Source organism: Streptomyces avermitilis MA-4680 = NBRC 14893 (assembly GCF_000009765.2).
GTDB classification, from domain to species: Bacteria; Actinomycetota; Actinomycetes; order Streptomycetales; family Streptomycetaceae; genus Streptomyces; species Streptomyces avermitilis.
On sequence record NC_003155.5, the window covers coordinates 401,052 to 426,416 of the forward strand.

Here is a 25,365-nt window from a genome sequence, read left to right on the forward strand (position 1 = left end):
CCCTTCCGCGCCGCGGTGATGTACGCGGCCGCGCGCCAACCAGAGGGAGAAGGACAGGCAGCGGAGAGCAGGGCGACGGGGGTCTACCGGGAGCGAGCGGAGCGCCGACGGCGGACGCGAGGAACGGGCGAGGCCCGCGGCGACGGCTGGCAGCGCACCGAGGAGGACGAGCAGCTGCTGCGGCTGGCCACCCGGTACAGCACGCTGACGCTCCACCAGGCCGCCTACGCCTGTTGGGGCGGACGGATCGAGGCCGCCCGGCGGCGGGTGCGGCTGATGGTCGAGGCCGGGCTGCTGCACCGCCTGGCCGTCGCGGATGTCGGTATCCGGCTGGAGAGCGAAGGGCGCACTGTGCTCTCCGAGCGGGAGGTGCACGCCGCCGAAGCCGTACCAGGCCGCGCGGCGGAGCTCCTGGCGGACCTTGGCGTGCACCAGGTCCCGGTCGGCGTCCGGCGCGGGGAAATACTCGCTGTGCCCGTCGGGGCCCGTGCCGTGCACTGGCCCGACCTCGTCGTGGTGCTGCCCGGCGGCCGCCTCGCCGCGTTCGAGGTCGAGCTCACAGCCAAGCCCGCGGCCGCGCTCCGGACGATCCTGCGTGCGTACAAGCAGGCCCGGCGCCCGGTGGCCTACCTCGCCACTGAGCCTGTCGTGGGCCAGCTGCAGGGCGGCCCCGGGCCGGGCGGCCGGTGGGTCAACGGTGTCGCCCAGGAGCTGGAACTCCTGCCGCCGGGCGGGCCTGGCCCGGGCGCCGACGGGCACCTTCAGGTGCGGCCGTTCACCGCCGTCGACCCGGCCGTGGCCCGCCGGACAGCCCAGCAGGCCGCCCGGCTACGAGGTGGATAACGCGCAGATCACGCCCGTTGCCACCCCGGTATCCAGCGTCGTCTGCGCCCAGAGCGTCAACATTCCTCGCCGGTGGCCGCTTCTCCGATCGCCTGCTGGACGAGGCGGAGCTCCGTTTCGTCCAGCGCGTCCAGCGACGCCTTGAGGTTGAGAGTCCGCGCCGTTGGCGTCGTGTTGTGCTCGTCACGCTTGCGCGACGGGACCGGTCCTGGCCCAGTGGCCACCAGGGGGAACCTCAAAACTGAGGCGCCAGGGCTTGTGGCCTTCCGCCGTGCAGGTGGCCCATAGGCGAATGCGCGCGCCCCGGTACTGCTGCCGCCAGCGTTGTTCTCCCTCGGCGTCCTCGTAGCAGTCCGGCCGCACCGAGGGGTCGGTGGAGAACAGGGCCATGTCGCCGGGTTCCACGAAGACCGGACTGACTGCGCGCCCCAAGTCGTCCGCTCCGTCGATTCGCGGCCGGAAGCGCGTTGGGCCCCAGATCACTTGTGCCCGCATCTCTCGGGTGGTGCTGCCGGCTAGTTCGGGGTCGTTCCCGCGGTCGCGGTCGTCTCGCACCTGCAGTTGCACCTGAAGACGTCCCAGTGCTGTGGGGCCCTCGAAACGTACCTCAAGGCGGTCGGCCTGATGGCGTATCCGAAGCTGGGGGGTCAGGGCGTTGTGCCAGCGGTCCCGCTCGATCTGCGCGACAGACCCAGCCGTCGCGTTGGCTTCCCGTGACGACCGCCATGAGTACGTGACTCTGTCGGGGATCTTGGAGCGTCGAGGTCAGCTCGGAGATGCCGTCGCCACCACGTTCAACGACTGACCCGCCCAGCATTCTCACCCCTTCCCTCAGTAGGGAACTGCCCCCAAAGGAACAGCGTCCCCCAGTAACTGTCAGCGCCAGAGCGGTTGCCAGGGCTTCAGGGATGGGGAGAAGACCTTCCGCGGCGCAGCGACGGCTGTCCACGACCCTTCCGGCAGCTGATCAACAGCGCGTAATCTCCATGCCGCCACAAGATCTGCGTTTCAGGTCGGGGGGAGACCGCATGCAGCACCTTTCCACACCACTCGCCAGGACTCTGGGCGCGGCGGCTTTGTTGTCGGCAGCCGCCGCATGGGGCGCGGCCTCGATCCGGTACGAAGCTGACGGCCCTCGCCTGGACGTTCTCGTGCCGCTGGCCCTGGCGGCGGTGTTCGTCGTGGGCTGGCTGATGGCCTCTCGGTCAGCACCCCCCGTTAAGCTACTGCCATCGACCGCTCCTCCCCGGGAGAAGGTCCCTGGCAAGCTGGGAGCGGTGCGCCGTGACTGGGGGCTCGTCGCCGCGGCCTACCTCACCGTCTGGGCACCGTTCGCGGCGGCCAACAGCGCCTACGGCGGCCGGGGTTCACAGCTCGGTGCCCTGTACTGCCTGCTCACCTTCATCGTCGGCGCCGTGCTGTCCCTGTGCAATCTCGCGCTGCTCCAGAGCAACCTCGGTCGATCGCAACGCATGCTCAAGGAGGACGCCGCCGCGGGCAGCGTCCACGCTATCCGCGTCCGGTTCGGTACCCCAGTGCTGGAGATGTACCGATACCCGACGGGGCAGGGTGCCGGCAGGATCGCCGCCTCCACCACTTACGGCGTCGAGTTGGTTCACGAGAGCGACAGCGGCGAGCAACGGACTATCCGGCTCCGGGCCATGAAGGCCGCCCAAAGCGACAAGGTCGGTGACAAGCACCTCACCTATGCCGCTTCCCAACTCGTCGGCCACGGCGGCTGGTTGTGCTGGCCTGCCCGGTGGCGTGACATCGCGGGCACGAACAAGGACCTCAAGGTCCCCGCCGCCTTCGCCTCCGACTCCGGTCACGTGGTCTGGGGCGAGATGCAGCAGGATGACTACGCGTACTATCTGCGCGACGGTGCCGCACCATTGTGCGAGACCGACCCCAGGCTCGCCGTCGCGCCGCTTCCCCGGCCGTCGCGGTACTTCCCGAAGGTGCACGCCTCGCACCTGCGTGTCGCGGCGGTTGGCGCCCTCCTCGCCGTCCCGTTCCTGCTGGATGCCGTCCCGTACTGGGCCGGTCTGCTGTTGGGCGTGGTCTCGGGGGCCTTAGGGCTCTTGGCGGGGATGACGATGGACGGAGTGGGCGTGGACCAGGAACCGTGGACTGTACGTACAACCTCCCATCCGTCACTGCAGTAGGCGCAGCCCGCCACCATGCGCGACGGCACGGCCCCGGCCCTGCAGGGTGACCACGATCCGCCCGGGAGGCGGCCGGACAGCCGACATGCACCGAGTGCTGAATGCGCGCATCCGCGCGGCGGGAGTTCGCCCACGGATACGGCATGCAGCGCTGTCGCTACCGCGGACAGGGAAAGGCTCACATCCAGCACGTCCTGACGGCCATCGCCGTCAACATCGAGCGCCTCAGCGGACTGCCTCCAACCGAAGAAGCCCCCACGCCCCGCCGACCGACTGCGTTCCAGAATTACCTCGACCAGCGCAAGATACCCCGGTCGAAGTCCTGGCGTACCCCGGGAAGCTGACCTCGACGCTCCAAGATCCCCGACAGAGTCACGCACTGACGCGAACGCGGCCACACCGCTGAGTGCGGCTGCAGCCGCGGCGATGCTGGTATCTGCGATTCCCATGCGCGCGGACTGTAGCTCAGCCAGAGGGGGTCACGTCCGCTGGAGTGGTGTATTGACGGCCACTCGGTGATCTCGTTTTGAGGCTATGCGGTGAGTTCGGTGGGCAGTTCGGTCTCGTCGGTTTCTGACTCGATCGGGTGGAGGCGGGCCTTGGCGAGGAGCTCGCGGCCCATGTAGCGGCGGGCCTCGGTCCACTCGTCGTTCTGCTCGGCCAGCACCGCGCCGACCAGGCGGATCAGGGCGGTGCGGTCGGGGAAGATGCCGACCACGTCGGTGCGGCGGCGGATCTCCTTGTTCAGGCGTTCTTGTGGGTTGTTGGACCAGATCTGCCGCCAGATCTCACGTGGGAACGCGGTGAACGCCAGCAGGTCGTGCTGAGCGGCAACCAAGTGGGCGGCGGCCTTGGGAAACTTGGCCTCCAGGGCGTCCAGCACGTGGCGCATCTGGGCCTGGACGGCGTCGGTGTCGGGCTGTTCGAAGACGGTCCGCAGCAGCGTGGCCACCCACGGCTGGGCGGACTTGGGGACCTGGCTCAGCAAATTTCGGGCGTAATGCGTGCGGCATCGCTGCCAGGATGCTCCGGGCAGGACGGCGCCGATCGCGGCGACCAGACCGGTGTGGGCGTCGGAGACGACGAGCTGGACACCTTTCAGGCCGCGGGCGGTCAGGGAGCGCAGGAAGGCGAGCCAGCCGGCGCCGTCCTCGGCGGTGGCAACGTCGATGCCGAGGATCTCGCGGTGCCCGTCGGCGTTGACCCCGACCGCGATCAGCGCGTGGACGTTGATGATACGGCCGCCCTCGCGGACCTTCTGGGTCAGGGCGTCCACCCGGACGAACGCGTAAGGGCCTTGGTCCAGGGGCCGGTTGCGGAACTCGGCGACCCGCTCGTCCAGGTGCTTGGCCATCGCGCTGACCTGGGACTTCGACAGCTGGGTGACGCCGAGGGATTCGGCGAGTTTCTCGACTCTGCGAGTGGAGACGCCGAGCAGGTAGGCGGTGGCGACCACCGAGATGAGGGCCTGTTCGGCCCGTCGGCGTCGTTCCAGGAGCCAGTGCGGGAAGTAGCTGCCCTGGCGCAGCTTGGGGACGGCGAGTTCGACGGTGCCGGCGCGGGTGTCCCACTCGCGTGGGCGGTAGCCGTTGCGGTGGTTGACGCGTTCGTCGCTGACCTGCCCGTATTCGGCGTTGCAGAGGGCGTCGGCCTCCGCGGACATGAGCGCGTCGGCGAACGTCTTGACCATCGCGCGCAGCAGGTCGGGACTCGCCGCGGCGAGGTTGTCTTCCACGAGGGCATGCAGGGGCAGACTGTCGGGTGCGGTCATCGTGCTGATCTCCTTCGAGGCTTCGACACTTCGAAGATCAGCCGGTGGCCGTTCATCTATGCGGGCCTCATCCCGACGCCGGAGCAAACCCCCGGATCAGGTCGAACCCGTACACCACTTCCCTGGACGCAACCGTAACGGGCGCGGTCGGACCGGAAGAGGGTCCGGTGGCACAGGCGAGCGTTCATGGCCGCCAGCGCCTCACGCGCATCATCGGACGGGCCTGCGAGGGGGAGGATCTCTGTGGCGGTCATGCCGTGGAAGTTCTGCGGCATCCCGCCTCTGCGGCGCTCTGACCGGCCTTGGTCCTGCGGACTGCTCCGCTTCCCACCGTGTTCGCTTGGAGCCCAGTCGGCCGACGCCGTTGACGAGGTACGGCGTACCGTCGCCGTCCTCGCTGCCCGCGTCCCGTCGCCGCGCGGCGCCCGCCGCGGAAACGATTCACACGGCGCCGCGCAGCCGGAAATGAATCGCCCATGACTTGACCCCCGATGTCTGGGTACGCAGAGCGGGCGGCCGACTCAGCTGGGGCGCGAGGAGCGGACAAGATGGACGGGGCTGCCTTGGGTACCACGGCCGCACTCTCTTCGGCACGCCGGTTCATTCCGTCGACGCGTGCCCTGGTGCGGGTCTCACCGCACCATGAGAAATTGACGGGCAAAAGGCCGCCTTCTCATATTTCGCCCCATGCGTTCGCCTGCCACAGCACTCGACACTCGGCCACCGCGACCGTGGCCGGCCAGACACGAAGGAAGCGTCTCCGATGAGCGAGGCCAACCCCCTCAAGCGAGCAGCACGGAAGATCACCAACAGCCTCCAGGACAACGGCGCCACGCCTGAGGAGGGCATCCCCGGCAGGCCCGGCCCGGAGTCTCCCTCCGTGGCGGAGCCGACGGAGCCGCGTGACCCGCTGCCGCCGAAGCCGGACCAGAGCGGCCCCGACACCGTGTCGCCCACCGGCCAGCCGACCGGCGCCGACCAGGCCCGAATGGCTCAGTCCGGCAGCTACCTGACGACCGCCCAGAGCACCCGCCTGTACGACACCGACCACTCGCTCAAGGCCGGGCCCCGTGGACCGGTCCTGCTGCAGGACCACCACCTGCGCGAGAAGGTCATGCACTTCGATCACGAGCGCATCCCGGAGCGCGTGGTCCACGCGCGGGGCGCGGCCGCGCACGGCGTGTTCCAGAGCTACGGTACGGCCGCCTCCGTGACCAAGGCCGCCTTCCTCTCCGAGGACAAGGAGACGCCGGTGTTCGTGCGGTTCTCCACGGTGCTGGGATCGCGGGGCTCGTCCGACACCGTGCGGGACACCCGGGGCTTCGCGACCAAGTTCTACACCAGCGAGGGCGTCTTCGACCTGGTCGGTAACAACATCCCGGTCTTTTTCATCCAGGACGCGATCAAGTTCCCGGACGTCATCCACGCGGGCAAGCCGCACCCGGACCGGGAGATCCCGCAGGCGCAGAGCGCGCACGACACGTTCTGGGACTTCGTCACCCTGCACACCGAAGCGACGCACCACACCCTGTGGAACATGTCCGACCGGGGCATCCCGCGCTCGTACCGAATGATGGAGGGCTTCGGCGTCCACACGTTCCGCCTGGTCAACGCCGAGGGCGCCACGACGCTGGTGAAGTTCCACTGGAAGCCCAAATTGGGCGTGCACTCCCTGGTGTGGGAAGAGGCGCAGATCACCAACGGCGTCGACCCGGACTTCCACCGCCGGGACCTCGCCGACGCCATCGAGGCCGGCGCCCACCCGCAGTGGGAGCTGGGCATCCAGACCTTCCCCGACACCCCGGACCAGACCTTCGAGGGCATCGACCTGCTGGACCCGACAAACCTCGTGCCCGAGGAACTCGCTCCCGTGCAGCCGGTCGGCCTGCTGACCCTGATGCGCAACCCGTCGAACTTCTTCGCCGAGACCGAGCAGGTCGCCTTTCACGTCGGCCACCTCGTCCCGGGCGTCGACGTCACCGACGACCCCCTGCTCGCCGGGCGTCTGTTCTCCTACCTGGACACCCAGATCACCCGGCTGGGCGGCCCGAACTTCCCGCAGCTACCCATCAACCGGCCGCACGCCCCGGTCAACGACATGCTGCGCGACGGCATGCACCAGACGGCCGTGCACCGGGGTGTGGCTCCCTACCGCCCCAATTCGCTCGATGGCGGCTGTCCCTTCCTCGCGGGAGCGGACACCGGCGCGTTCGTCGAGACGCCCGTACGCGTGCCGGAGGCGGCGAAGGTCCGGGAGGCGCCCGAGTCGTTCGCGGACCACTTCAGCCAGCCGCGGCGGTTCTGGCTGAGCATGAGCCCGATCGAGCGCGAGCACATCATCGCCGCCTACACCTTCGAGCTCGGCAAGTGCTACGAGCAGGCCGTCAAGGAGCGAGCGCTACAGGTCCTGGCGAACATCGACCCGAACCTGTGCGCTGAAGTGGCCACCGGTCTCGGACTGCCGGCCCCCCAGCCGACCGTGCCCCTGGCCGAGGTCGAGGCCAGCCCCGCCCTCTCCCAGGTCGGCGGGACCTGGCCCACGGACGGCCGGGTCATCGGCATCGTCATCGGTCCGGACGGCGACCTGCGGGGCGTGAGCGCGGTGCGCGAGGCGGTCCTCGACGCGAGCATGGTCCCGCTGGTCGTCGCCCCGGCCGGAGGCGTTTTCGGCTCGGGTGAGGGCATGGTGACGGTCCAGCGCACCTACGCCACCGCGCGGTCTGTCGAGTTCGACGCGATTCTGCTGGCCGGGACACCGGGCGTGGGCGGCGACGCGTACGGCGCCCGTGACGCCAAGGCGTTCCCCGCCCCCGCGCAGCAGGCGACCGGTGACCCCCGCGTCGGACTGCTGGTGTCGGAGGCCTTTCGGCACGGCAAGGCCGTCGGCGCGTGGGCCGGCGGCGAGGCGTTCCTCGAAGCATCCGGGGTGCCCCTCGACGCGCCGGGCGTGGTGGTCGGTGACTCAGGCACCGGCGCCCTGGCGCAGCTCACCGGTCTGCTGGGCAAGCATCGCGCGTGGGACCGGTTCAGGGCTGTGTGAGCGGTCCGCGTCCGAGCGGCCCGGCCGCCGTCCGGGTTTCGCACCCGACACGGCCGGGCTTTCGTACGCCGGGTCACGCCCCTTCCGCCGACGCCCGCCGCGCCGTCTCGTCACGCAAGGGATGACCATGCAGACGTTCCTGCCCTTTCCCGACTTCGCCGCATCTGCCGCCGCGCTCGACCCGCGGCGCCTGGGCAAGCAGCGCGTCGAGGCGCTCCAGTTGCTGCGCGGTCTGATGGTTCCCGGCTACGGCTGGCGGCATCACCCGGCGGTGCGCATGTGGACAGGCTACGAGGAGGCACTGGTGCGCTACGGCCTGGAGGTCTGCTGCGTGTGGACGGCGGCCGGGCGCGCGGACACGTGCGCCGGCTCCCTGATGACCGACTTCACGGCCCACCGAGCCGATGTGGGCGTGCGTACGCAGGAGCGGCTTGCAGCGGACGGCGAGCTGCCACCGTGGCTGGGCAATCCCGCGTTCCACCGAAGTCATCGGTCGGCGCTGCGGCGCAAGGATCCGGGCTTCTACGCACCCCTGTTCCCGGACGTCCCCGAGGACCTGCCCTACGTCTGGCCCGCCTCGGACCGGTCTCGCTAGGTCGGACCGGTCTCGCTGGAAAAAGCGTCGAGCGGGGCGGCCCGTCAGGTGTCCATCAGTGCAGCGGCCTCCAGGGTTCTCGAAGAGCCTGCGGGGCGGCTCAGCGGTGGCGCCGCTCCCGGGCGTCGGCACCGAAGCCGTTGCGTCAGAGTCTGCTGACCAAGAGCGCCATCGTGCAGGAGGGGGGCCTGCGGCTCTCCCCTCCAGGGGAACGCTGTACGCACTCGCCGGAGCAGGCGTCAGTTGCGTCCTCGTCCTTGCGGAAGCCGGCGATATCGACGATCAACGCGGTCGGCCGGATAGCTTCCCGCATCGTCCCGCCAGACGGGCCCGCACATGCGCCGGATCCCATGGACCGGTCGGTTCAACGCGAGTGGATGAGAAGCAACGCGATGTCGTCACTGCGGAACGCGGATTGCCGGGCGTGGTCGACCAGGCTGTCGGCGATGGCCTCCATGCTCAAAGTGTCGGCGTGAGCCAGTTGGTTGGCGAGGCTGTGGATGGCGTCCTCGATGTCGACGCCGGGTGCTTCGATGAGTCCGTCGGTGTACAGCGCGAGCACGGTGCCGGGTGGCAGGGAGACTTCGGTGGTGGGGTATTCAGCTGCGGGGTCGATGCCGAGCAGGAGACCTGGCTGGAGGTGGAGGACTTCGACGTGGCCGTCTGGGTGGCGCAGGATCGGAGGTGGGTGGCCGGCGGTGGCCAGACAGGCGTGGTGGTGGGTCATGTCGAGGACGATGTAGGTGCAGCTGGTGAACAGGCCGGAGTCGAGGTCGGTGAGTAGGCGGTTGGTGCGGGCGAGGACTTCGCCAGGGGCTGCGCCTGCGGTGGCGTGGACGGCGGTGCGGACCTGTCCCATGAGGGTGGCGGCCTGCACGTTGTGACCTTGGACGTCGCCGATAGCTGCAGCGGCAGTCGTCTCGTCGAGGCGGATGAGGTCGTAGAAGTCGCCGCCGATGCCCATGCCGCGGCTGGCGGGGAGGTAACGGGCGGCAACCTCGAGCCCGGGGATGCGCGGCAGGGTGTGGGGCAGCAGGCCGGCCTGGAGGTTGCGGGCGAGCTGATGTTTGGCGTCGTAGAGATGAGCGCGGTCCAGGGCCTGTGCGATCAGTCCGGCGAGGGCGGTGAGGACGGCGCGTTCTTGCGGGGTGAAGAGATGGGGCTGGTCGTAGGCGAGGACCAGGGAGCCGACAGCGCGGCCGGAGGTGATCAACGGCAGGAAAGCCCAAGAAGCCATGCCGTCCTGGAGGACGGCGGCAGGGTGGGCCCGTTTCAGCTCCGCGAAGCTGGCGAAGAAGCAGGGGATGCCAGTAGTCAAGACATGCGCGGCGGGGGTGTCGGCGGTCAGGGGGGTGGCGTCGAAGCGGTCCATGAGGTCGGCGGTATAGCCGCGGTAGCCGATGATGTGCAGTCGGCCCTCCTGTGCGGTCATCAGGGCGAGGGCCCGCGCGCCGAAGGCGGCCAGGACCTGGTCGGCAACCCTGTTCACCACGTCGCATACGCGGACGGCTTCGGTGAGGGCGACAGCAAGATGCGTGAGGCTGTAGAGGGCGTTGGCCCGGCCCGGTTCAACGGGCGGCGCGGGGTGGACCAACCGCGGAGGGTCCGGGGTATGAGCCGACGGGTTGGGGACGATGCGCACGCTGATGCCGGTGGCATCCGGGTAGAGGTGGAAGGACAGCCAGTGATCCGGTGGGCGCAGCGTAGTGAAGGACGTGGGTAGGCGGCTGAGCGCTGCGGATCGGTAGCGGTCTTCGGCGACGTGATTGTCCAGCCACGGCAGTGCCTCCCAGGGCCGCGCTCCCAGAAGGTCGAAAACACCGACGCCGAGGAGGTCTGCCGCGGCCGTGGTGATGAAGGTGATCCGGCCGTCGACATCCAGGGCGCAGCAGCCGTCGGGAAGACGCTCGGCGAAGCCGACCGCGGCCTGTGCCTCGTGGTGCCCGGCGGTACGGGTCTGCGACGGAGGCAGTATTCGCGGCTCGAGCCCGGGCACCACGGGGTGACCGCTGTTGGCGGCTTGCCGCATGATCACGCCCAGTCGCTCGCAGACGCCGGCGATCGCATCACGCTCGTGCGAGCTCAACGTCGGTGGGTGCGAGGCGGGCCAGTGCAGCACCAGGCCGCCCCATACGGTCGGGCCGGTCGTGATCGGGGCGGCGGCCAGGGCGAAGGGGTGGGGCAGGACGAGCGCCAGTTTCGGGTAGCGGCGCGCCCGCTCCTCCTCGCTGCCGATCCACACCAGGTGGCGCTCCCGTACGGCGTCGGCCACCGGGGTCGCAGCCTCCAGCGTCACCCGCGCCCACGGGACGGCGATCCGCCACGAGATTCCGCTCAGCACCGCCAGCTGCAGCGCGGGCTCGTCCGGCGACAGCAAGTAGATGGCGCTCAAGCTGGCGCCGCTCTCCCGCGCGAACTGGAGCAGGACGGACTCCAGTGCCTCCGGGCCGAAGCCCGCAGGGAAATCGGTGGACGCGGCGTCGGGCACGCTTTCACTTGCCTCTGCAAGCTCCGGATGGTGATCCCCGCACCCGCCCGAAGCGACTTCGAGCACCCTCTGCGCTGATGCCCAAGCCGGCGCCGATCTGCGCCCAGCCGGCCCCGGCCCGCCGGTCGGCCGGCACCGCCGAACGAACTAGCCGACCGGCCAGTTCGGGCACCTGCGCCACAACAGCGCATTGACAGCCTCCGGGAACCCGCGCCCCGGGCAGATCGCTGCTCCCCTGCTGTGCCCCGGCCTGTATGCGGCTGACTAGCTCCGTTCCGACAAGCACCATCGCCCGCCGCTCCTCCGTCGCCGCCAGCCACCGCCGCCTGGCACGCCAGGCCGCCTGCCGGTACGCCGGGCAGCAGTACCGGCGTCCACGGCCGGACGACCGTGGCAACAGGATGCAACACCAACAGCACCGACCATCACTCACATTCGGACAATACGCCCGCCAGGTGGTGACGTCACTCCGATGCCAGGACATGCGCAGAAGAAGACCGCTGACGAGCAGCCGCATGGTGGAGCGGTGTCGGCGACGACTGAAAAGTGGCTCAGCCACGATTCACGCGTCGCCGACATTCCTCGCCATTCGCAACGTCGCGGCCCATGAAGAAGCCGTGGAATGGTCTCGACAGGACGCTTTGGAACACCTGACTGTTCTGTGCGTCAGCACTGTCCTGAGCGTCAGCGCACATTCGCACAACTAGAGGACGACACCTACCTGAGCCCGACCACGAGAACGGCCTCGAAAGCCACCCAGTCCGGCGGATGATGGACCTCGGGGCGATGTCGATGCGGAACTCGCCCGATGACTGTCACGCGGCGTGAACAGCTCCGGCGCGGTGGCGTGGCTGCCCTGGACGTATGAGTGGTCGCCGCGCTGCACTACGGCTCGGCCAAGGTGGGGCTCCTTCAGCAACTGGTGCGCGGCCAGGTCACCCCGCTGTGGCCGCCGACCGGTATCGCCCTGGCGAGCCCGCTCCTGGGCGGCCCGCGGGTCTGGCCCGGGATCGCGCTCGGCGCGCTCCTGGTCAACGTCTCCCTCGGGCCGTCGGTCTGGGCCGTGCTCGTGATCGTGTCGGGAAACACCCTCGCGCCCGTCTGCTCGTACATACTGCTCCGCCGCACGGGATTCCGTCTCGAATTGGACCGCTCGCGGGATGCGCTCGCGTTGATCTTTCTCGGTGCGTTCACCGGGATGCTGGTCAGCGCGACGACAGGCAGCGGGACCCTGGCCCACGCCGGCGTGCTGAGTGCCGACCAGTTCTGGCCGACATGGTCGGTCTGGTGTACCGGCGATGCGATGGGCGTACTGGTGGTGACGCCGGTCCTGCTCGTTTTGCGCTCAGCACACCGGCCGAAGGACGCTCCGCCTACCCGTTGGGTGGAGGGGCTGCTGCTCCTCGCAGCCACCTCCTACATCGGTTTCCTGGAGACCGGCAGCACACCCCTCAGGTTCCTCGGCTTCCCGAGCCGATCTGGGCGGCCTTCCGCTTCCAACGGGCCGGGGCAGCGCCCTGCGCCCTGGCCGTGTCGACCTTCGCAGTCATCGTGGCCTGTCTACTCACAGCGACTGCCGGCTACTGGGTCCTCGGTCGAGGGACGCCCCGTCCGAACGGCACGTGGGCCATGGGCGCGCTCCTTGGCTCGTTCGCCCTAATCTTCGCCACCTACGCCCCGCTGTTCGAGAACGCCGTTGAGGGCGTCGTGCCGCACGTCGCCCGGCTGATGAGCAACTGCGCTTCCCTGGCCGCCGCCACGGCGGTCCTGGCCGTCTCGTTCCAGCTCAACCTGGAACCCGCGGAAGCGCAACGGCGAGTCCGCCCGCGTCTCGTCCTCTTCGCCACGTCCGCCCTCGGCATGACCGTGCTGTTCACGTACGAGCAGATGACGCATCGCTCTCCGCAGGTGTATGCGCTCTACCTGCTCCTTTTCATCTCCTACCTCGGTTTCGCCATCGTCGACTTCCTGGTGCAGGCCGTAAGCCAGTCGAGGTCGACCCGCCGCAGCAGCGTCCGGATAGGTCTGCGCATGGCGGCAGCAGGGTGCGCCTTCACACTCGTCTACGCGGTGTACAAGCTGACGGTCCTCATCTCCCTGGGCCTGGGCTTCCACCTGGTGTCCGACCATTCGGGGTGTTCGTCGCTCGTGTCTACGCCGTGCGTCTTCAGCGTGACGTCTCCGGCGCTCGCCGCCCTGCTGATCTGCGTCGGTCGCACACTGACGGCTGTCGTCTACCCGGTCAGCCAGGCCCGACGTCGCCGCTGGGAGGCACAATCCTTCGAAGCCCTCGGTCCTCTCTGGCAAGACCTGTCCGCCGCAATGCCGAATATCGACCCGGACTTTACGAGGCCGCTTCGAACGACTCCGACTTCCTGCTCCAACGTAGGGTGATCGAGATCAACGACGGCATCCTCGCCCTTCGGCCGTACCGGTCCCGCATGGTGCAGGAGCTGGCCCAGAATGCGTTCGACGCTGTAACAGAGGCGGGAGCTGCAACGGTCGAGGCGGCTGTCGTGAAGGCAGCGATGACCGCTTCAAAGGCTGGCCGGTACGCCAAAAAGCTTGCCCTGCCGTCGGCGGAGGCAGCTTCCCGCAAGGACCTCCGTGCGGACACGGAGTGGCTCCTCCTGGTGGCCGACGCCTACGCGCACCGGGTTGGGCGTGTCGCCGATGACAGTCAGCCAGAGCCGGTCGGAGCCTGATGGCATGACCGACCCGACTCAGCTTGTTACTTAACCTCTGGCTTCGAACGGTGCGTCGCACAGGGTCACTCACCTGGGCATTCGCCGGACAGGCGGGCGGCCCCCGCATGAGCATGCGTTCCGTCACAGAACCGCACTCATACGAAGGCCGCAGAGGTGAGTCTGCTGCATCACGATGCCCGGCACGAGGCGTTCGACTTCACGTCCCACTTTCGGGAGGACCTCTACACATGTCTGACCCGGCGCGGTGACACGCTGTTCGAGCTGTGCGACGCGATGCTCTGCGAGGACGGCCCGGTGACCTCGCCGGTCGATCTGACGCTGCTGGCCGAACACCGGCGTGGGCACGGCGCGTTGTACGACGCGCTCAACCAGGGCCGCATCGACGCGGTCAGGCTGCGCAAGGCGCTGGCCATGCTGCCGCAGCCCAAGGCCGCCGACGGGCGCCTGGTCCTGGCCGTCGATGTCTCCGCGTGGCTGCGTCCCGACGCGCCGTGCAGCCCGGACCGGCTGTTCTGTCATGTCTCCGGACGCTCGGGACGCTCCTCGGACCAGTTCATCCCCGGCTGGCCGTACTCGTTCGTCGCCGCGCTGGAGACCGCTCGGACGTCGTGGTGCCAACTGCTGGACGCGGTCCGGCTCGGCCCCGACGACGATGTCGCCGAGGTCACCGCCGCCCAGGTCCGCCGTGTTGTCACTGACCTGATCGGCCAAGGACAGTGGGAGGACGGTGACGATGACATCCTGGTCGTCTTCGACGCCGGCTACGACGCCCCGCGCATGGCCTACCTCCTCGACAGCCTGCCCGTCGAGGTGCTGGGACGGATGCGTGCGGACCGTGTCATGCGACGGCCGGCACCTTCGCCCAAGGAGTACGCCGTGTCCTATCCCCAGGGCGGGCGACCGCCGAAGCACGGCAAGGAGTTCCGCTTCGCCAGGCCCGATACGTGGGGCGATCCTGACGCGGAGACGGTGCAGGTCACCGACCGCTACGGCGCCGCGAAGGCGATGGCCTGGGACCGTATCCAGCCCCGGCTCACCACCCGCAGCGCGTGGATCGACCATGACAGCGAACTCCCCATCATCGAGGGCACCCTGATCCGCCTCCAGGTCGACCATCTGCCCGGCGGCGGCGACCCACTGCCCGTCTGGCTGTGGTCCTCCAAGACCGGCATGACCAGCACAGACGTCGACCTGCGGTGGCAAGCGTTCTTGAGGCGCTTCGATCTTGAACATACTTTCCGTTTTGTAAAGCAGACGCTCGGCTGGACCCGTCCAAGACTCCGTACTCCCGAGGCCGCAGACCGGTGGACGTGGCTCGTGATCGCGGCGCATACCCAGCTCCGGCTCACCCCGGCCCGCGTTCGCCGGGGGTTCAGGAACCTCCGCCCCCACCTGCACAGTCCAGCCCGTGCACCCAAACCCTCAACTCCTGGTTTGACCACCACCGCCCCGGCGTTGTTCAGCAGCTGCCGGGTCGCGGCGGCGGCCTCGTCCGGGCCGCGGACGACAGTGCCCGCTGCGGGGCCCCGGCCGCGGTCGCGAGCATCCTGAACACCGTGTAGTTGTTGACGAGTTCGCCGCCGCCTGCCCAAGGAGATCGGCACCGAGCAGCTTCTCCGAGAGGCCGAGGGCCGTGGCGAGGCGGCGACGGACGCGGACGGCCACAGCGCCCACACTTCCTCGACGGCCCGAGCGCCGCACGAGAGTCACCGGCGACCTCGAATCCCGCCTTGAGTCCTACGGCGTATCCGCCGTCGGCCCGCCCAATCTCCACACCGCACAACGCCGCCTGCTGGGCCGAGGCTGACGGGCGGCAGCCAGACGAGCGGACCGGGTTACACCACCTGAGGGATCTGACCCGGATCCAGGGCGCAGGGTCGTTTAGCGGATGCGGAAATAATCCGTACGGTCATCTAGTCAGAATCACACCACCAGGTGATCCGTTCAGTGGTGGGTCGACGAAGTCCCGGGCGAGTTTCCGACGCTCTCCCCAACGCTTCGCTTACCTGATTACATGCACTCTGAGCTGCGCATATTATTGATCATTTACTCAGGCGGTGGTGCGTAATCGCACGCCCTGTGATTCCGCCGGACGGGCTCCCGTGCACCTCTGATGCAACAGACGGTAAGCCTCAAGGGTACGCCAGAAGGTGATATACCTCTGGGCGATGGGGGCGCGGGGATCGGGGGATTCACGTATGCGCGGTTGTATTCACTTCTGGCACGGTCATGCCCGCAAGTAATCAAGCCTGCGCAATTTCTATCACTATCTGATCCACTGTTATACCGCGCCGCACTAACCCGCGGCGCCGGGGGGAGTTCATCATGCGTTGCATGCTGTTGAAAGCCGGTGTGTGCGGCAGCGCTGCCGTGCTCGCACTCGTCACGTCGCCCATCGTGGCGAGAGCAGCCACGTTGGAGCCGAGGATCGACCTGAAGGTGCTCGTCGTGGATGACGGGGGCCCGGCCACCGGGGCCATCACCGCCGAACTCGACTCGGCAGGCACCCCGTACACCAGGGTCAAGCTGGCCGACAGCGGGCGGCCGCAGATCAACGCCGCCTTCCTCAGCGATACCGTCAGCGGCCGTCCTAGGGCCAAGTACCAGGCCGTCGTGCTCCCGAACGACAACCCGTTCGGTGCCGGCTCCGCCGAGATGGCGACCCTGGCGACCTTCGAGCAGACCTTCGGCATCCGGCAGGCCGACGCCTACACCTACGCCAGGCCCGAGGTCGGGCTGAACTACGCGCAATCGCCTGGGTACATCGGCTCGCTCGACGGCACCACCGCCCAGGTGACGTCCGCCGGGAATTCCGGATCCTTCGGCTACCTCGCCGGGAGCGTCCCCTTCGAGGACAACGCGCCCGACGTGTCCGAGAGCTACGGCTATCTGGCCGTGCCGCTCGCCCAACAGCAGGCCGGGGCCACGTTCACCAGCTATGTGGACGCCCCGATCCCGGGCAGTTCCGCGCGCGGCTCGCTCGTCGGCGAGTACGCCCACGAGGGGCGCCGGGAACTGGTCGTCAACTTCGTCTACAACCAGTACCAGGAGCAGTACCGGCTGCTCAGCCGGGGCATCGTCGAGTGGCTGACCCAGGGCATCCACCTGGGCGCTGACCGCAACTACTTCGCGGTCCACGTCGACGATGTCCTCCTCGGCGACGACCGGTGGAACACCTCGCTCAACTGCACCCCCGGAGACGTGGACTGCACCCCGGGCGGGGGCGCCACCCCCGACCCGATCCGGATGACGGCGGCGGACGCCCAGTACGCCAAGCAGTGGTCCGCCGGTCACGGGCTCACTCTGGACATGGTGTTCAACGGCGGCGGCAGCGAGGACTACAAGGCGGAACACGGTGGCGCCGACCCGACGGCGGACCAGCTCATCGCCGACAAGAGCGCCTTCCGCTGGGTCAACCACACCTACCAGCACCCGTTCCTGGGCTGCGTCCAGGACGTCAGCGTGGTGCCGTGGAAGTGCTCCACCGACGCGAGCGGAAAGATCCAGTGGGTCAGCCAGGCCGACATCACCTCGCAGATCACCCAGAACCGTACCTGGGCGGGCGGCAAGGGCCTCGCCCTCGACAACACGGAACTGGTCACCGGTGAGCACTCCGGGATGAAGGTGTTGCCGCAGCAGCCCGACGACAACCCCAACCTGGCCCCGTCCCTGAACGCCACCGGGGTGAAGTGGCTGGCCAGCGACAATTCCCGAGACCCGCAGCAGCGCCAGATCGGCTCCGCCCTCACCGCGCCGCGCTTCCCGATGAACGTCTACTACAACGCGGGCCACGCGACCGAGGAAGTGGACGAGTACAACTTCGTCTACACCAGCAGGGCCAACGGCGGCAGCGGCATCTGCGAGGGCTCCTCGACCACCACCTGCCTGAGCGCCCCGCTGGACCCCCAGACCGGCTACACGTCGTACATCGTCCCGTTGGAGAGCCGCATCGCCCTCGGGCACGCGCTTTCCAACGACCCCCGGCCGGTGTACATGCACCAGTCGAACCTCGCCGAGGACCGCATCGCCTACCCGGTGCTGGACAAGATCCTGGGCGACTACACCAGCCTCTACGCCGCCAACACCCCGCTGGTCAATCTGCGGATGAAGGACATCGGGACCGAGCTGAAGTACCGCGCCGCCTGGGCCGCCGCAGTGAAGAACAACCAGGTCACCGCCTACCGGATCGGCAACACGGTCACCATCAGCTCGCCGAACGGCACCCAGACCAGCGCGACCATGCCCGCCGGCACCACCCAGAAGCAGCTGATCGGCAGCACCGCCTTCGGCGCCGCCTACGCCGGGCAGCTGTCCGGCTGGACCACCCCCGGCACGCTGCAGACCTCGATCACCCTGCAACTGACCACGCAGGCCACGCCCGCGGCCCCCACCGGCACCGGCACCGGCACCGGCACCGCGAAGGTAGCCGCACCGGCACCCGCGCTGCGTGTGCCCAGCGGTGTGGCCAGCCCTGTCCCGGCAGGCCCCGGCGACACCGCCCGCCGCAAGCGCTGACCGTGATCAACGGGCACGACGGCACGACCGGCACGCGACGGGCGCAACCGTCCCAACGTGCACGACGGGATACGGGGATAGGGGGATACGGGGATTTGGCAGTAACCGACCGCACCAGGCCAGCATTCGGGGACACACCGCCATCCGGCACAGCCAGGGCCATCGCGGCCATCAACACCGGCACGACCCGCGTCACCATGCTCACCGAGGGCACCTACCCGCACAGCCACGGCGGAGTGAGTGTCTGGTGCGATCAGCTTGTCCAAGGCATGCCCGACGTGAACTTCCAGATACTCGCGGTCACCAGTGACGGCCGCGAGCCCCTCACCTGGGAAACGCCCGCGCACGTCAGCAAGGTGGTCTCCATACCCACCTGGGGACCGACGCCGACCGGCCGCGCACCGCGCGGCCGGCGGCTGCGGGGCTTCCTCGACACCTACGAAATGTTCCTGCTGGCCCTCCTCGATCCCGGCCCCGGTTCTGGCTCCTGTGCCGGCCCCAGCACCCTTGAGCGCTTCGCCGAAGGGCTGTACGGCCTCGCGGCACGAGCCCGGTCCGGGGAACTGACGGCGGCGCTGCGCACCGAGGCAGCGATACGCACACTGGCCGCCGTCTGGAACCGTCCGCACGTACCCACCCACGCCGCCCGGCCGACCATGCACGACGTACTGACCGCGACCGACCTGCTGGAACACGCCCTGCGCCCACTGGCGGCCGCCCCACCCCGGCACGGGATCGCCCACGCCGTCAGCGGCGGACTGGCGGCCCTGCCCGGACTGCTGGCCCAGCACCTGCACGGCACGCCCCTGCTGCTCACCGAACACGGCGTCTACCTGCGTGAGCGCTACCTCGGTTACGGCGCCGGCGGTTACCACTGGCCGGTGAAGGCGCTGCTGCTCGGCTTCTTCCGGCTGCTGGCACAGGAGACCTACGCCCGCGCCGCGCTCATAACGCCGGGAAGCCACTACAACCGACGCTGGGAGGAACGCGGCGGCACCGCACCCGACAAGATCCGTACCGTCTACAACGGTGTGGACCCCGGGGCCTTTCCTCCCGCCGGTCCGGAACCGGAGATCCCCACGCTGGCCTGGGCGGGGCGGGTCGATCCCATCAAGGACCTGGAAACGCTGATCCGGGCCTTCGCCCTGGTACGCCGGGAGATGCCCCAGGTGCGGTTGCGGCTGTTCGGCGGCACACCCAGCGGCGGCCAGGCCTACCGGGAACGCTGCCAGGCTCTCAGCCGGGACCTGGGCATCGCCGAAGCGGTGGCCTTCGAGGGCCGGGTGGAGGACATCCGCGACGCCTACGCGGCGGGCACCGTGGTCATGCTCTCCAGCATCAGCGAGGGCTTTCCCTTCACCCTCATCGAGGCCATGTCGTGCGGCCGGGCCACCGTCTCCACCGACGTCGGCGGGGTCCGCGAGGCCGTGGGTGACGCCGGACTCGTCGTACCGCCGCGCGAACCGGAGGCGATGGCACGGGCAGCCCTGGAACTGCTGCGCGCGCCCGCCCGCCGGGCCCGGACGGGCGAGGCCGCGCGACTGAGGGTGATCGAGCAGTTCACACTCCGGCACACCATCGACTCCTTCCGGGAGATCTACGGCGCGCTGGGAGCGGGCGAGGACCGGACGCACCTGGCCGAGGACCCGGCGCCGCGCGCCCGACGGGCCGGAGGTGAGTGGTGAACCGGCCGGGCGATGACCGAACCGTATTACTGCGCCTGCCGACCCCGCCGCAGCGGCCGACCTGGGCCGACGACCCGCTCGACGAGCTCGCCGAACGGCTGGCGGACGTGTGCGGGGCCGCCGTTCACCCGGACGAGATCGCCGCGGTGCTGGAGTCCGACGGGCTGACGCACCAACAGATCACCACCCGCTACTCGCGACGGGACCTGTTCGCCATCGCGGAGGAGCTGTACACCCGGGTGCCGCGCCGATTCCCGGACCCCGGACCGGGACCCGACCCGTGGCGGACCAGCCCGTGGCAGTGCCTGCTGCGCGGGATGCTGTTCGGCCTGCCGGGGCTGGCCTACCTTCTGGGCGCAGGACTGCTGCCCGGCCGGGTCACCGGGCTCGCTGCCTCGGCACTCGTGGCCTGGGCCTGGAACCAGGCACTGGCCCACCGCGCCTACGTACGACTCGCCGCGGGCGGCCGGCGGGCAGCCGCGCGGTGCCTGCTGCTCGGGGCCCCGGCCGGGGTGACGGCAGCGGCGGCGGCCGCACTGGCCGTCTCGGGGGCGGGTGCCGCCCCGGCCTTCGCGGCGGGAGAGGCGCTCTATCTGGCGGCGGCCACGGTGCTGCTCGTTCTGGGACGCGAGCAGCACCTGCTGATCGCGCTCGTACCGACGGCGGCCGGGGCGGCCTGCATACCGCTGTGGCACCCCGGCCCGGTGCCGGTCGCCGTGCTGCTGCTGGCCACCGTCGCAGCGGCGGCGCTGTCGGCGGTACGGGAGATCGTACGGTCGCTGCGCACCACAAGCTCCGCGGCACCGGGCACGCCCCGGCTCACCGCCTCCGTCCCGTACGGGCTGTTCGGCCTGGCCGGCGGGGCGCTGACGCTGATGGCCCCGGCGGCGGGCAGGCCGGCCGCCGTCGTACTGACGCTGAGCATGGGCGTGGCCGAGTGGTTGCTCTACCGCTACCGGAGCCTGACCCTCACCGCCCTGCGGCACAGCCGGACCCCGTGGGGCTTCCGGCTCCGGGCGGTCGGCGTGCTCGCCCTGTGCCTCACCGGGTACCTCGCGGTGCTCGCCGCCCCGGCGCTGGTCACCGGGGTGCCGCCGCTGCCGCTGCTCGCCCTCGGCGCGGCGCTCTGGGTCGCCCTGCTGCTCCAGGCGGCCGGGATCGCCTGGCCGTCCGCCGTGGCCTGCCTCGCCGCCGCCGTTGCGGAGGTGGCCCTGTCAGGCGGGGCCAACCGGGGGCCGGGTCTGCTCAGCCCGGCGACCGCCGAGTTGGCGGCCTGCGGCTGCGCGACGGCAGTGCTGCTGGCGGTCGCGTGCACCCGGATGGGCCGGACCACGGCCCACCGCTGACCAGATACCGGTAACCCGTAGCCCCGTGACCTCATGACGCCCTGCCCCTGCAACCCAGCACAGCAGTAACCGCCCAATAACCCCGTGACCCCACGCGGGCCTGACCGATTCAGATTCAGATCAGAGGAGACAGCTCCGTGACCTCGTCCGCTCCCGTAACCGTCGCCGTCACCGGTGCCGAGGGATTCATCGGCTCGCACCTGGTGGAGGCGCTCATCGCATCAGGACACCGGGTACGCGCCATGGCGCAGTACAACTCCTTCTCGTCGTACGGCTGGTTGGAGACCCTGCCGCAGGACGTGATGGACAGTGTGGAGGTCGTACTCGGCGACGTACGCGACGCCGGGTCGGTGCAGCACCTGCTCACCGGCACCGAGGCCGTGTACCACCTGGCCGCGCTGATCGCAATCCCGTACTCCTACCAGGCACCGCACAGCTACGTGGCCACCAATGTCACCGGGACGCTCAACGTGCTGGAAGCCGTACGCCGGCTCGGCATCCCCAGGATGGTGCACACCTCCACCAGCGAGACGTACGGCACCGCGCAGACCGTCCCCATCACCGAGGACCACCCGATCAACACCCAGTCCCCGTACTCCGCCTCCAAGGCAGGCGGCGACCGGCTGGCCGACGGCTACTACGCCAGCTTCGGCATCCCGGTGGCCACCCTGCGGCCGTTCAACACCTTCGGGCCGCGCCAGTCCATGCGGGCAGTGATCCCGACCGTCATCGGGCAGGTGGCGGCCGGAGAGCGGACCATCGCCCTGGGCGACCTGCGGCCCACCCGGGACTTCATGTTCGTCAAGGACACCGCCCAGGCGTTCCTCGCGGTGGGCACCGCTCCCGCCGAGGCAGTCGTCGGCAGGACGTTCAACGCCGGTACGGGCGGTGAGATTTCGGTCGGCGACCTGGTGACGCTGGTCGGCAAGCTCATGGGGGCCGAGCTTGAGGTCCGCGAGGACGCGCAGCGCATCCGGCCCGCCGCGTCCGAGGTGATGAGGCTGGTCTGCGACGCCTCCCGGCTGCGCGCCGCGACTGGCTGGGAACCGGCCCACAGCCTCCAGGAAGGGTTGGAGCAGACCGTCCGGTTCTTCTCCGACCCGGCGAACCTGGCCCGCTACAAGACTGCCATCTACAACGTCTGACGACCCGTCTCAGGCCATCGACCACCGACCGACAACGGAGTCCGCCATGCACGCAGTCATTCTGGCCGGAGGCAAGGGTGTCCGGCTGCGCCCGTACACCACCGCCCTGCCCAAGCCGCTCGTCCCCATCGGCGATCAGCACGCCATCCTGGAAATCGTGATGCGGCAGCTCGTCAACTCGGGATTCACCAGCTGCACCATCGCCATCGGCCACCTCGGGCACATCATCCGCGCCTACGTCGGCAACGGCTCCCAATGGGGTCTGCGCGTCGACTATTCGACCGAGGACAGCCCGCTGGGCACCATGGGCCCGCTGCTGACCATGCTCGACCGGCTGCCGGAGCACTTCCTGGTCATGAACGGCGACATCCTCACCGACCTGGACTTCCGCGCCGTCCTGCGCAGTCACCAGGCCGACAGCGCGCCACTGACCATCGCCACGTACTGCCGCAAGGTCAGGATCGACTTCGGCGTCCTCACCACCGACGGCAAGCAGGTCGTCGGCTTCACCGAGAAGCCGACCCTGGACTACCGGGTCTCCATGGGCGTCTACGGGCTCTCCCGGTCCACCCTGGACGGCTACACCCCCGGCCTGCCGCTCGGCTTCGACGAACTCGTCCTCGACCTGCTCCGCGACGGCACGCCTCCGGCCGCCCACGAGTTCGACGGCTACTGGCTGGACATCGGCCGCCCGGACGACTACGACCGGGCGAACTCCGAGTTCACCACCCACCGCGACCTGCTGCTGAAGGGAGCGTGACCTGATGCGCATTCTCGTCGCGGGCTCCACCGGGTTCCTGGGCCGGCACATCACGGAGCACCTGCTCGCCCTGTCCGGCGTCCGGGTGCTCCGCGCCGGCCGCTCCCCGGGCGCCGACCTACGGGTCGACCTCACCACCGCCACCGTCTCCGCTCTCGCCGCCGACCTGCACGCGCTGGCCCCGGACGCCGTCGTCAACTGCGCCGGCGCCGTCGGAGGCGGCCCGCTTCTGCTGGCGGAGACCAACGCCCGGGGACCCGCCGTGCTGTGCGAGGCCCTGACCGCGGCCGACCTCCCGGTACGCCTGGTCCATCTCGGATCCGCCGGCGAGTACGGGACGACCCCCGGGCAGCCGCTCGGCGAGGACTCCGCCACCTGTCCGCAGGGCGCGTACGGGGCCACCAAACTGGCGGGTTCCCTGACCGTCGCCGAGGCCGCACTGGACGCCGTCGTCCTACGGGTGTTCAACCCCCTCGGGCCAGACTCGCCCGGCACAAGCCTGCCCGGCCGGCTCGCCGACGAGCTGCTGCGCGCCGGACCGGACGGCACAGTGCGGGTCGGTGACCTGTCCGCGTACCGCGACTTCGTCGACGCACGGGACGTGGCCCATGCCGCAGCCCTCGCCACCACGGCGCCCGGCCCGCTCCCCCGCATCCTCAACATCGCCGGCGGCAGCGCCACCCAGGTCCGCAAGGTCGCGGAAGGCCTGGCCCGGATCAGCGGATTCCATGGCCGAATCGACGAGAACGGCACCGGTTCCCAGCGCTCGTCAGCCATCTCCTGGCAGCAGGCGGACATCACAGCTGCCGCCACAGCTCTGGGCTGGCACCCCGAACGTACCCTCGACACCTCGCTCGCCGACCTGTGGACCTCGCGCACCGGCACGCCCCCGACCCCGGCATGACACACGGCCGACTGCTTGTTCCGCTGTACGTCCACCCCGCTGTGGACCCTGCGGCGTGGCAGGCCCTGACGCGAGTCCCGTCGCGGCTGTACGGTGTCGTCCTCAACGTTGCCGACGGCCCCGGCGCGACCCGCGACCCGGCCTTCGCCGCCGCCGCCGGGGCCCTGCGTGCGGCAGGCATACGCGTGCTCGGATACCTCGACACCGCCTACGGCACCCGTCCCCACCAGACGGTGCTCACCGAGCTGCGCCACCACGTCAGCTGGTACGGAACCGACGGCGTCTTTCTCGATCAGGCCAGTGCCGAAGCTGGCCTGCTGCCGTACTACCGCGTGCTGGGCGACGAGGCCCGCGACCACGGCGTCGGCACCGTCGCGCTCAACCCGGGAATGCACCCTGATTCCGGCTACGCCTCCATCGCCGATCTGTTGGTCACCTTCGAAGGGAACTGGCAGACCTACCTCACCTCAGCCGCGCCCTTCTGGACCGCGGCGCACCCGTCGGCCCGCTTCTGCCATCTGATCCACGGCGTCCCCGACGGCCTGTGCGACCTCGCCGCCCGCACCGCACGGATCCGCCGAGCCGGCGTCCACTGCGCGGTACCGGGTGAGGGCGCGAACCCCTGGGCCGCCCTGCCCCCCGCCGTGAGGAGGGGAACCACATGAGGTTCGCAACCCGCCCGCCACTCCTGCTGTCAGCCGTGTTGCTGCTGTTCACGGAACTGCTCGGGGCTGCTCACCGGGTGCCTCAACGGTCCGGCGTCACCGAGGGAGCGGAACGAGGGCCCTGGCCGGGCCGCGCCAACTGTGTGTGCGGCCTGGCCGCCTGCGATCGGGAACAGCGGCTCACCCGCGAGCTGGGCGGCGTCGACCCGGTCGAGTTCTGCGCCGCGCCGGCCAAGGCGGCGCCCGTCACCCCACCGGTTCGTCAAGGAAGTGCTGCGAATGTGGAGCCCACCGCTCATTCTGGTGCGGCGCGCACGGGCCTCGTTCGACCTCGGCACCACCCGGCTGGAGAAAGCGCAGAACTACCTGGTCAGCCCGCACATGATCCACCGCGATCACCGCTACTGGCAGCAGCCCGATACCTTCGACCCCGACCGCTTCCTGCCCGGGGTACCGCACGGACCGACCGACAGATCGTGTTACGTACCGTTCGGGTGGGCGCCGAAGAAGTGCATCGGTAACGATATCGGCACCACTCAGCTGATGGGCCTGTGCTATCTGATCTGCACGCGCTACCGCCTCAGCGTCCCGAACTCCGACACGCTCCCCATGGCCTGCCGTTTCGCCCCTGTACCGCAGCGATTCAACGGACGCCTCGCCCTGGCCTGGAACTGAGCATTGACGCTCAGGCCGAACCCATGCACCCCATGCGCCGTGGTACCGGTAACTCCCTTC

At 69.6% G+C, this 25,365-nt stretch carries 20 protein-coding genes and 1 pseudogene; 17 read left to right on the forward strand and 4 right to left on the reverse strand.

Annotated elements, in window-relative coordinates:
• The first annotated feature begins 18 nt into the window (after positions 1-18).
• The gene (locus SAVERM_RS02215) at positions 19-843 is read left to right on the forward strand and encodes a hypothetical protein (protein ID WP_010981781.1); all 825 of its coding nucleotides are present in this window, start codon (positions 19-21) and stop codon (positions 841-843) included.
• A 183-nt stretch (positions 844-1,026) separates the two neighbouring features.
• Here SAVERM_RS02215 and SAVERM_RS42150 read toward each other — a convergent pair whose 3' ends face one another.
• On the reverse strand, positions 1,027-1,275 hold the full coding sequence (locus SAVERM_RS42150; protein WP_137951535.1) for a hypothetical protein: 249 nt from the start codon (positions 1,273-1,275) through the stop codon (positions 1,027-1,029).
• A gap of 596 nt (positions 1,276-1,871) precedes the next feature.
• Between SAVERM_RS42150 and SAVERM_RS02225 the strand changes: the two genes are divergently transcribed.
• Complete coding sequence (locus SAVERM_RS02225; protein ID WP_010981782.1) at positions 1,872-3,008, forward strand: hypothetical protein; 1,137 nt, start codon at positions 1,872-1,874, stop codon at positions 3,006-3,008.
• Between the two features lie 143 nt (positions 3,009-3,151).
• Positions 3,152-3,352, forward strand: coding sequence for a transposase (locus tag SAVERM_RS39310; protein ID WP_237529037.1), 201 nt, complete (start codon positions 3,152-3,154; stop codon positions 3,350-3,352).
• Between the two features lie 188 nt (positions 3,353-3,540).
• Here SAVERM_RS39310 and SAVERM_RS02230 read toward each other — a convergent pair whose 3' ends face one another.
• Together SAVERM_RS02230 and SAVERM_RS45720 are read right to left on the reverse strand one after the other, a co-directional pair.
• Positions 3,541-4,779, reverse strand: a complete 1,239-nt coding sequence (locus SAVERM_RS02230; RefSeq protein ID WP_010981783.1) for an IS256 family transposase — start codon at positions 4,777-4,779, stop codon at positions 3,541-3,543.
• Between the two features lie 56 nt (positions 4,780-4,835).
• Positions 4,836-5,246 carry an RNaseH domain-containing protein gene (locus tag SAVERM_RS45720; protein WP_369407252.1) on the reverse strand — a complete coding sequence of 137 codons (411 nt, stop codon included), beginning with the start codon at positions 5,244-5,246 and terminating at the stop codon, positions 4,836-4,838.
• A 296-nt stretch (positions 5,247-5,542) separates the two neighbouring features.
• Here SAVERM_RS45720 and SAVERM_RS02235 point away from each other — a divergent pair, with 296 nt between their 5' ends.
• Both SAVERM_RS02235 and SAVERM_RS02240 read left to right on the forward strand, forming a co-directional pair.
• Complete coding sequence (locus tag SAVERM_RS02235) at positions 5,543-7,819, forward strand: catalase (protein WP_010981784.1); 2,277 nt, start codon at positions 5,543-5,545, stop codon at positions 7,817-7,819.
• A 127-nt stretch (positions 7,820-7,946) separates the two neighbouring features.
• The gene (locus SAVERM_RS02240) at positions 7,947-8,414 is read left to right on the forward strand and encodes an MSMEG_6728 family protein (RefSeq protein WP_010981785.1); all 468 of its coding nucleotides are present in this window, start codon (positions 7,947-7,949) and stop codon (positions 8,412-8,414) included.
• 364 nt (positions 8,415-8,778) lie between these two features.
• Here SAVERM_RS02240 and SAVERM_RS02245 read toward each other — a convergent pair whose 3' ends face one another.
• A complete protein-coding gene (locus SAVERM_RS02245) occupies positions 8,779-10,902 on the reverse strand; it encodes a SpoIIE family protein phosphatase (protein ID WP_010981786.1) in 2,124 nt (707 codons plus the stop codon).
• Positions 10,903-11,770: 868 nt separating this feature from the next.
• On the opposite strand from SAVERM_RS02245, the gene SAVERM_RS44210 reads away from it, so the two are divergent.
• From SAVERM_RS44210 to SAVERM_RS44220, 12 genes and pseudogenes are all read left to right on the forward strand, one after another.
• Positions 11,771-12,562 carry an MASE1 domain-containing protein gene (locus tag SAVERM_RS44210; RefSeq protein WP_052082487.1) on the forward strand — a complete coding sequence of 264 codons (792 nt, stop codon included), beginning with the start codon at positions 11,771-11,773 and terminating at the stop codon, positions 12,560-12,562.
• On the forward strand, positions 12,454-13,296 hold the full coding sequence (locus tag SAVERM_RS44215) for an MAB_1171c family putative transporter (protein ID WP_308699022.1): 843 nt from the start codon (positions 12,454-12,456) through the stop codon (positions 13,294-13,296). Before SAVERM_RS44210 ends, SAVERM_RS44215 begins: the two co-directional genes overlap by 109 nt.
• Positions 13,278-13,607 carry a DUF6545 domain-containing protein gene (locus SAVERM_RS43185; RefSeq protein WP_338059014.1) on the forward strand — a complete coding sequence of 110 codons (330 nt, stop codon included), beginning with the start codon at positions 13,278-13,280 and terminating at the stop codon, positions 13,605-13,607. Before SAVERM_RS44215 ends, SAVERM_RS43185 begins: the two co-directional genes overlap by 19 nt.
• A 162-nt stretch (positions 13,608-13,769) precedes the next feature.
• Positions 13,770-15,044: pseudogene (locus SAVERM_RS02260) on the forward strand (NF041680 family putative transposase); the annotation flags it as partial.
• Between the two features lie 891 nt (positions 15,045-15,935).
• Positions 15,936-18,125, forward strand: coding sequence for a hypothetical protein (locus SAVERM_RS02265; RefSeq protein WP_010981790.1), 2,190 nt, complete (start codon positions 15,936-15,938; stop codon positions 18,123-18,125).
• 197 nt (positions 18,126-18,322) lie between these two features.
• Positions 18,323-19,810, forward strand: a complete 1,488-nt coding sequence (pelF, locus tag SAVERM_RS02270) for a GT4 family glycosyltransferase PelF (RefSeq protein ID WP_042492662.1) — start codon at positions 18,323-18,325, stop codon at positions 19,808-19,810.
• A complete protein-coding gene (locus SAVERM_RS02275; RefSeq protein ID WP_107082918.1) occupies positions 19,807-21,156 on the forward strand; it encodes a hypothetical protein in 1,350 nt (449 codons plus the stop codon). The genes pelF and SAVERM_RS02275 overlap by 4 nt, the downstream gene beginning before the upstream one ends.
• 137 nt (positions 21,157-21,293) lie before the next feature.
• Positions 21,294-22,301 carry an SDR family NAD(P)-dependent oxidoreductase gene (locus SAVERM_RS02280; RefSeq protein WP_010981793.1) on the forward strand — a complete coding sequence of 336 codons (1,008 nt, stop codon included), beginning with the start codon at positions 21,294-21,296 and terminating at the stop codon, positions 22,299-22,301.
• 46 nt (positions 22,302-22,347) lie between these two features.
• Positions 22,348-23,061: a nucleotidyltransferase family protein gene (locus SAVERM_RS02285; RefSeq protein ID WP_010981794.1), complete on the forward strand. Its 714-nt coding sequence runs from the start codon at positions 22,348-22,350 to the stop codon at positions 23,059-23,061.
• 4 nt (positions 23,062-23,065) lie between these two features.
• On the forward strand, positions 23,066-23,965 hold the full coding sequence (locus SAVERM_RS02290; protein WP_010981795.1) for an NAD-dependent epimerase/dehydratase family protein: 900 nt from the start codon (positions 23,066-23,068) through the stop codon (positions 23,963-23,965).
• The gene (locus SAVERM_RS02295) at positions 23,962-24,630 is read left to right on the forward strand and encodes a spherulation-specific family 4 protein (RefSeq protein ID WP_010981796.1); all 669 of its coding nucleotides are present in this window, start codon (positions 23,962-23,964) and stop codon (positions 24,628-24,630) included. Before SAVERM_RS02290 ends, SAVERM_RS02295 begins: the two co-directional genes overlap by 4 nt.
• A gap of 279 nt (positions 24,631-24,909) precedes the next feature.
• Positions 24,910-25,305 (forward strand): cytochrome P450, encoded by a 396-nt coding sequence (locus SAVERM_RS44220; protein ID WP_237528698.1) that lies wholly within the window; start codon positions 24,910-24,912, stop codon positions 25,303-25,305.
• Positions 25,306-25,365 lie beyond the last annotated feature (60 nt).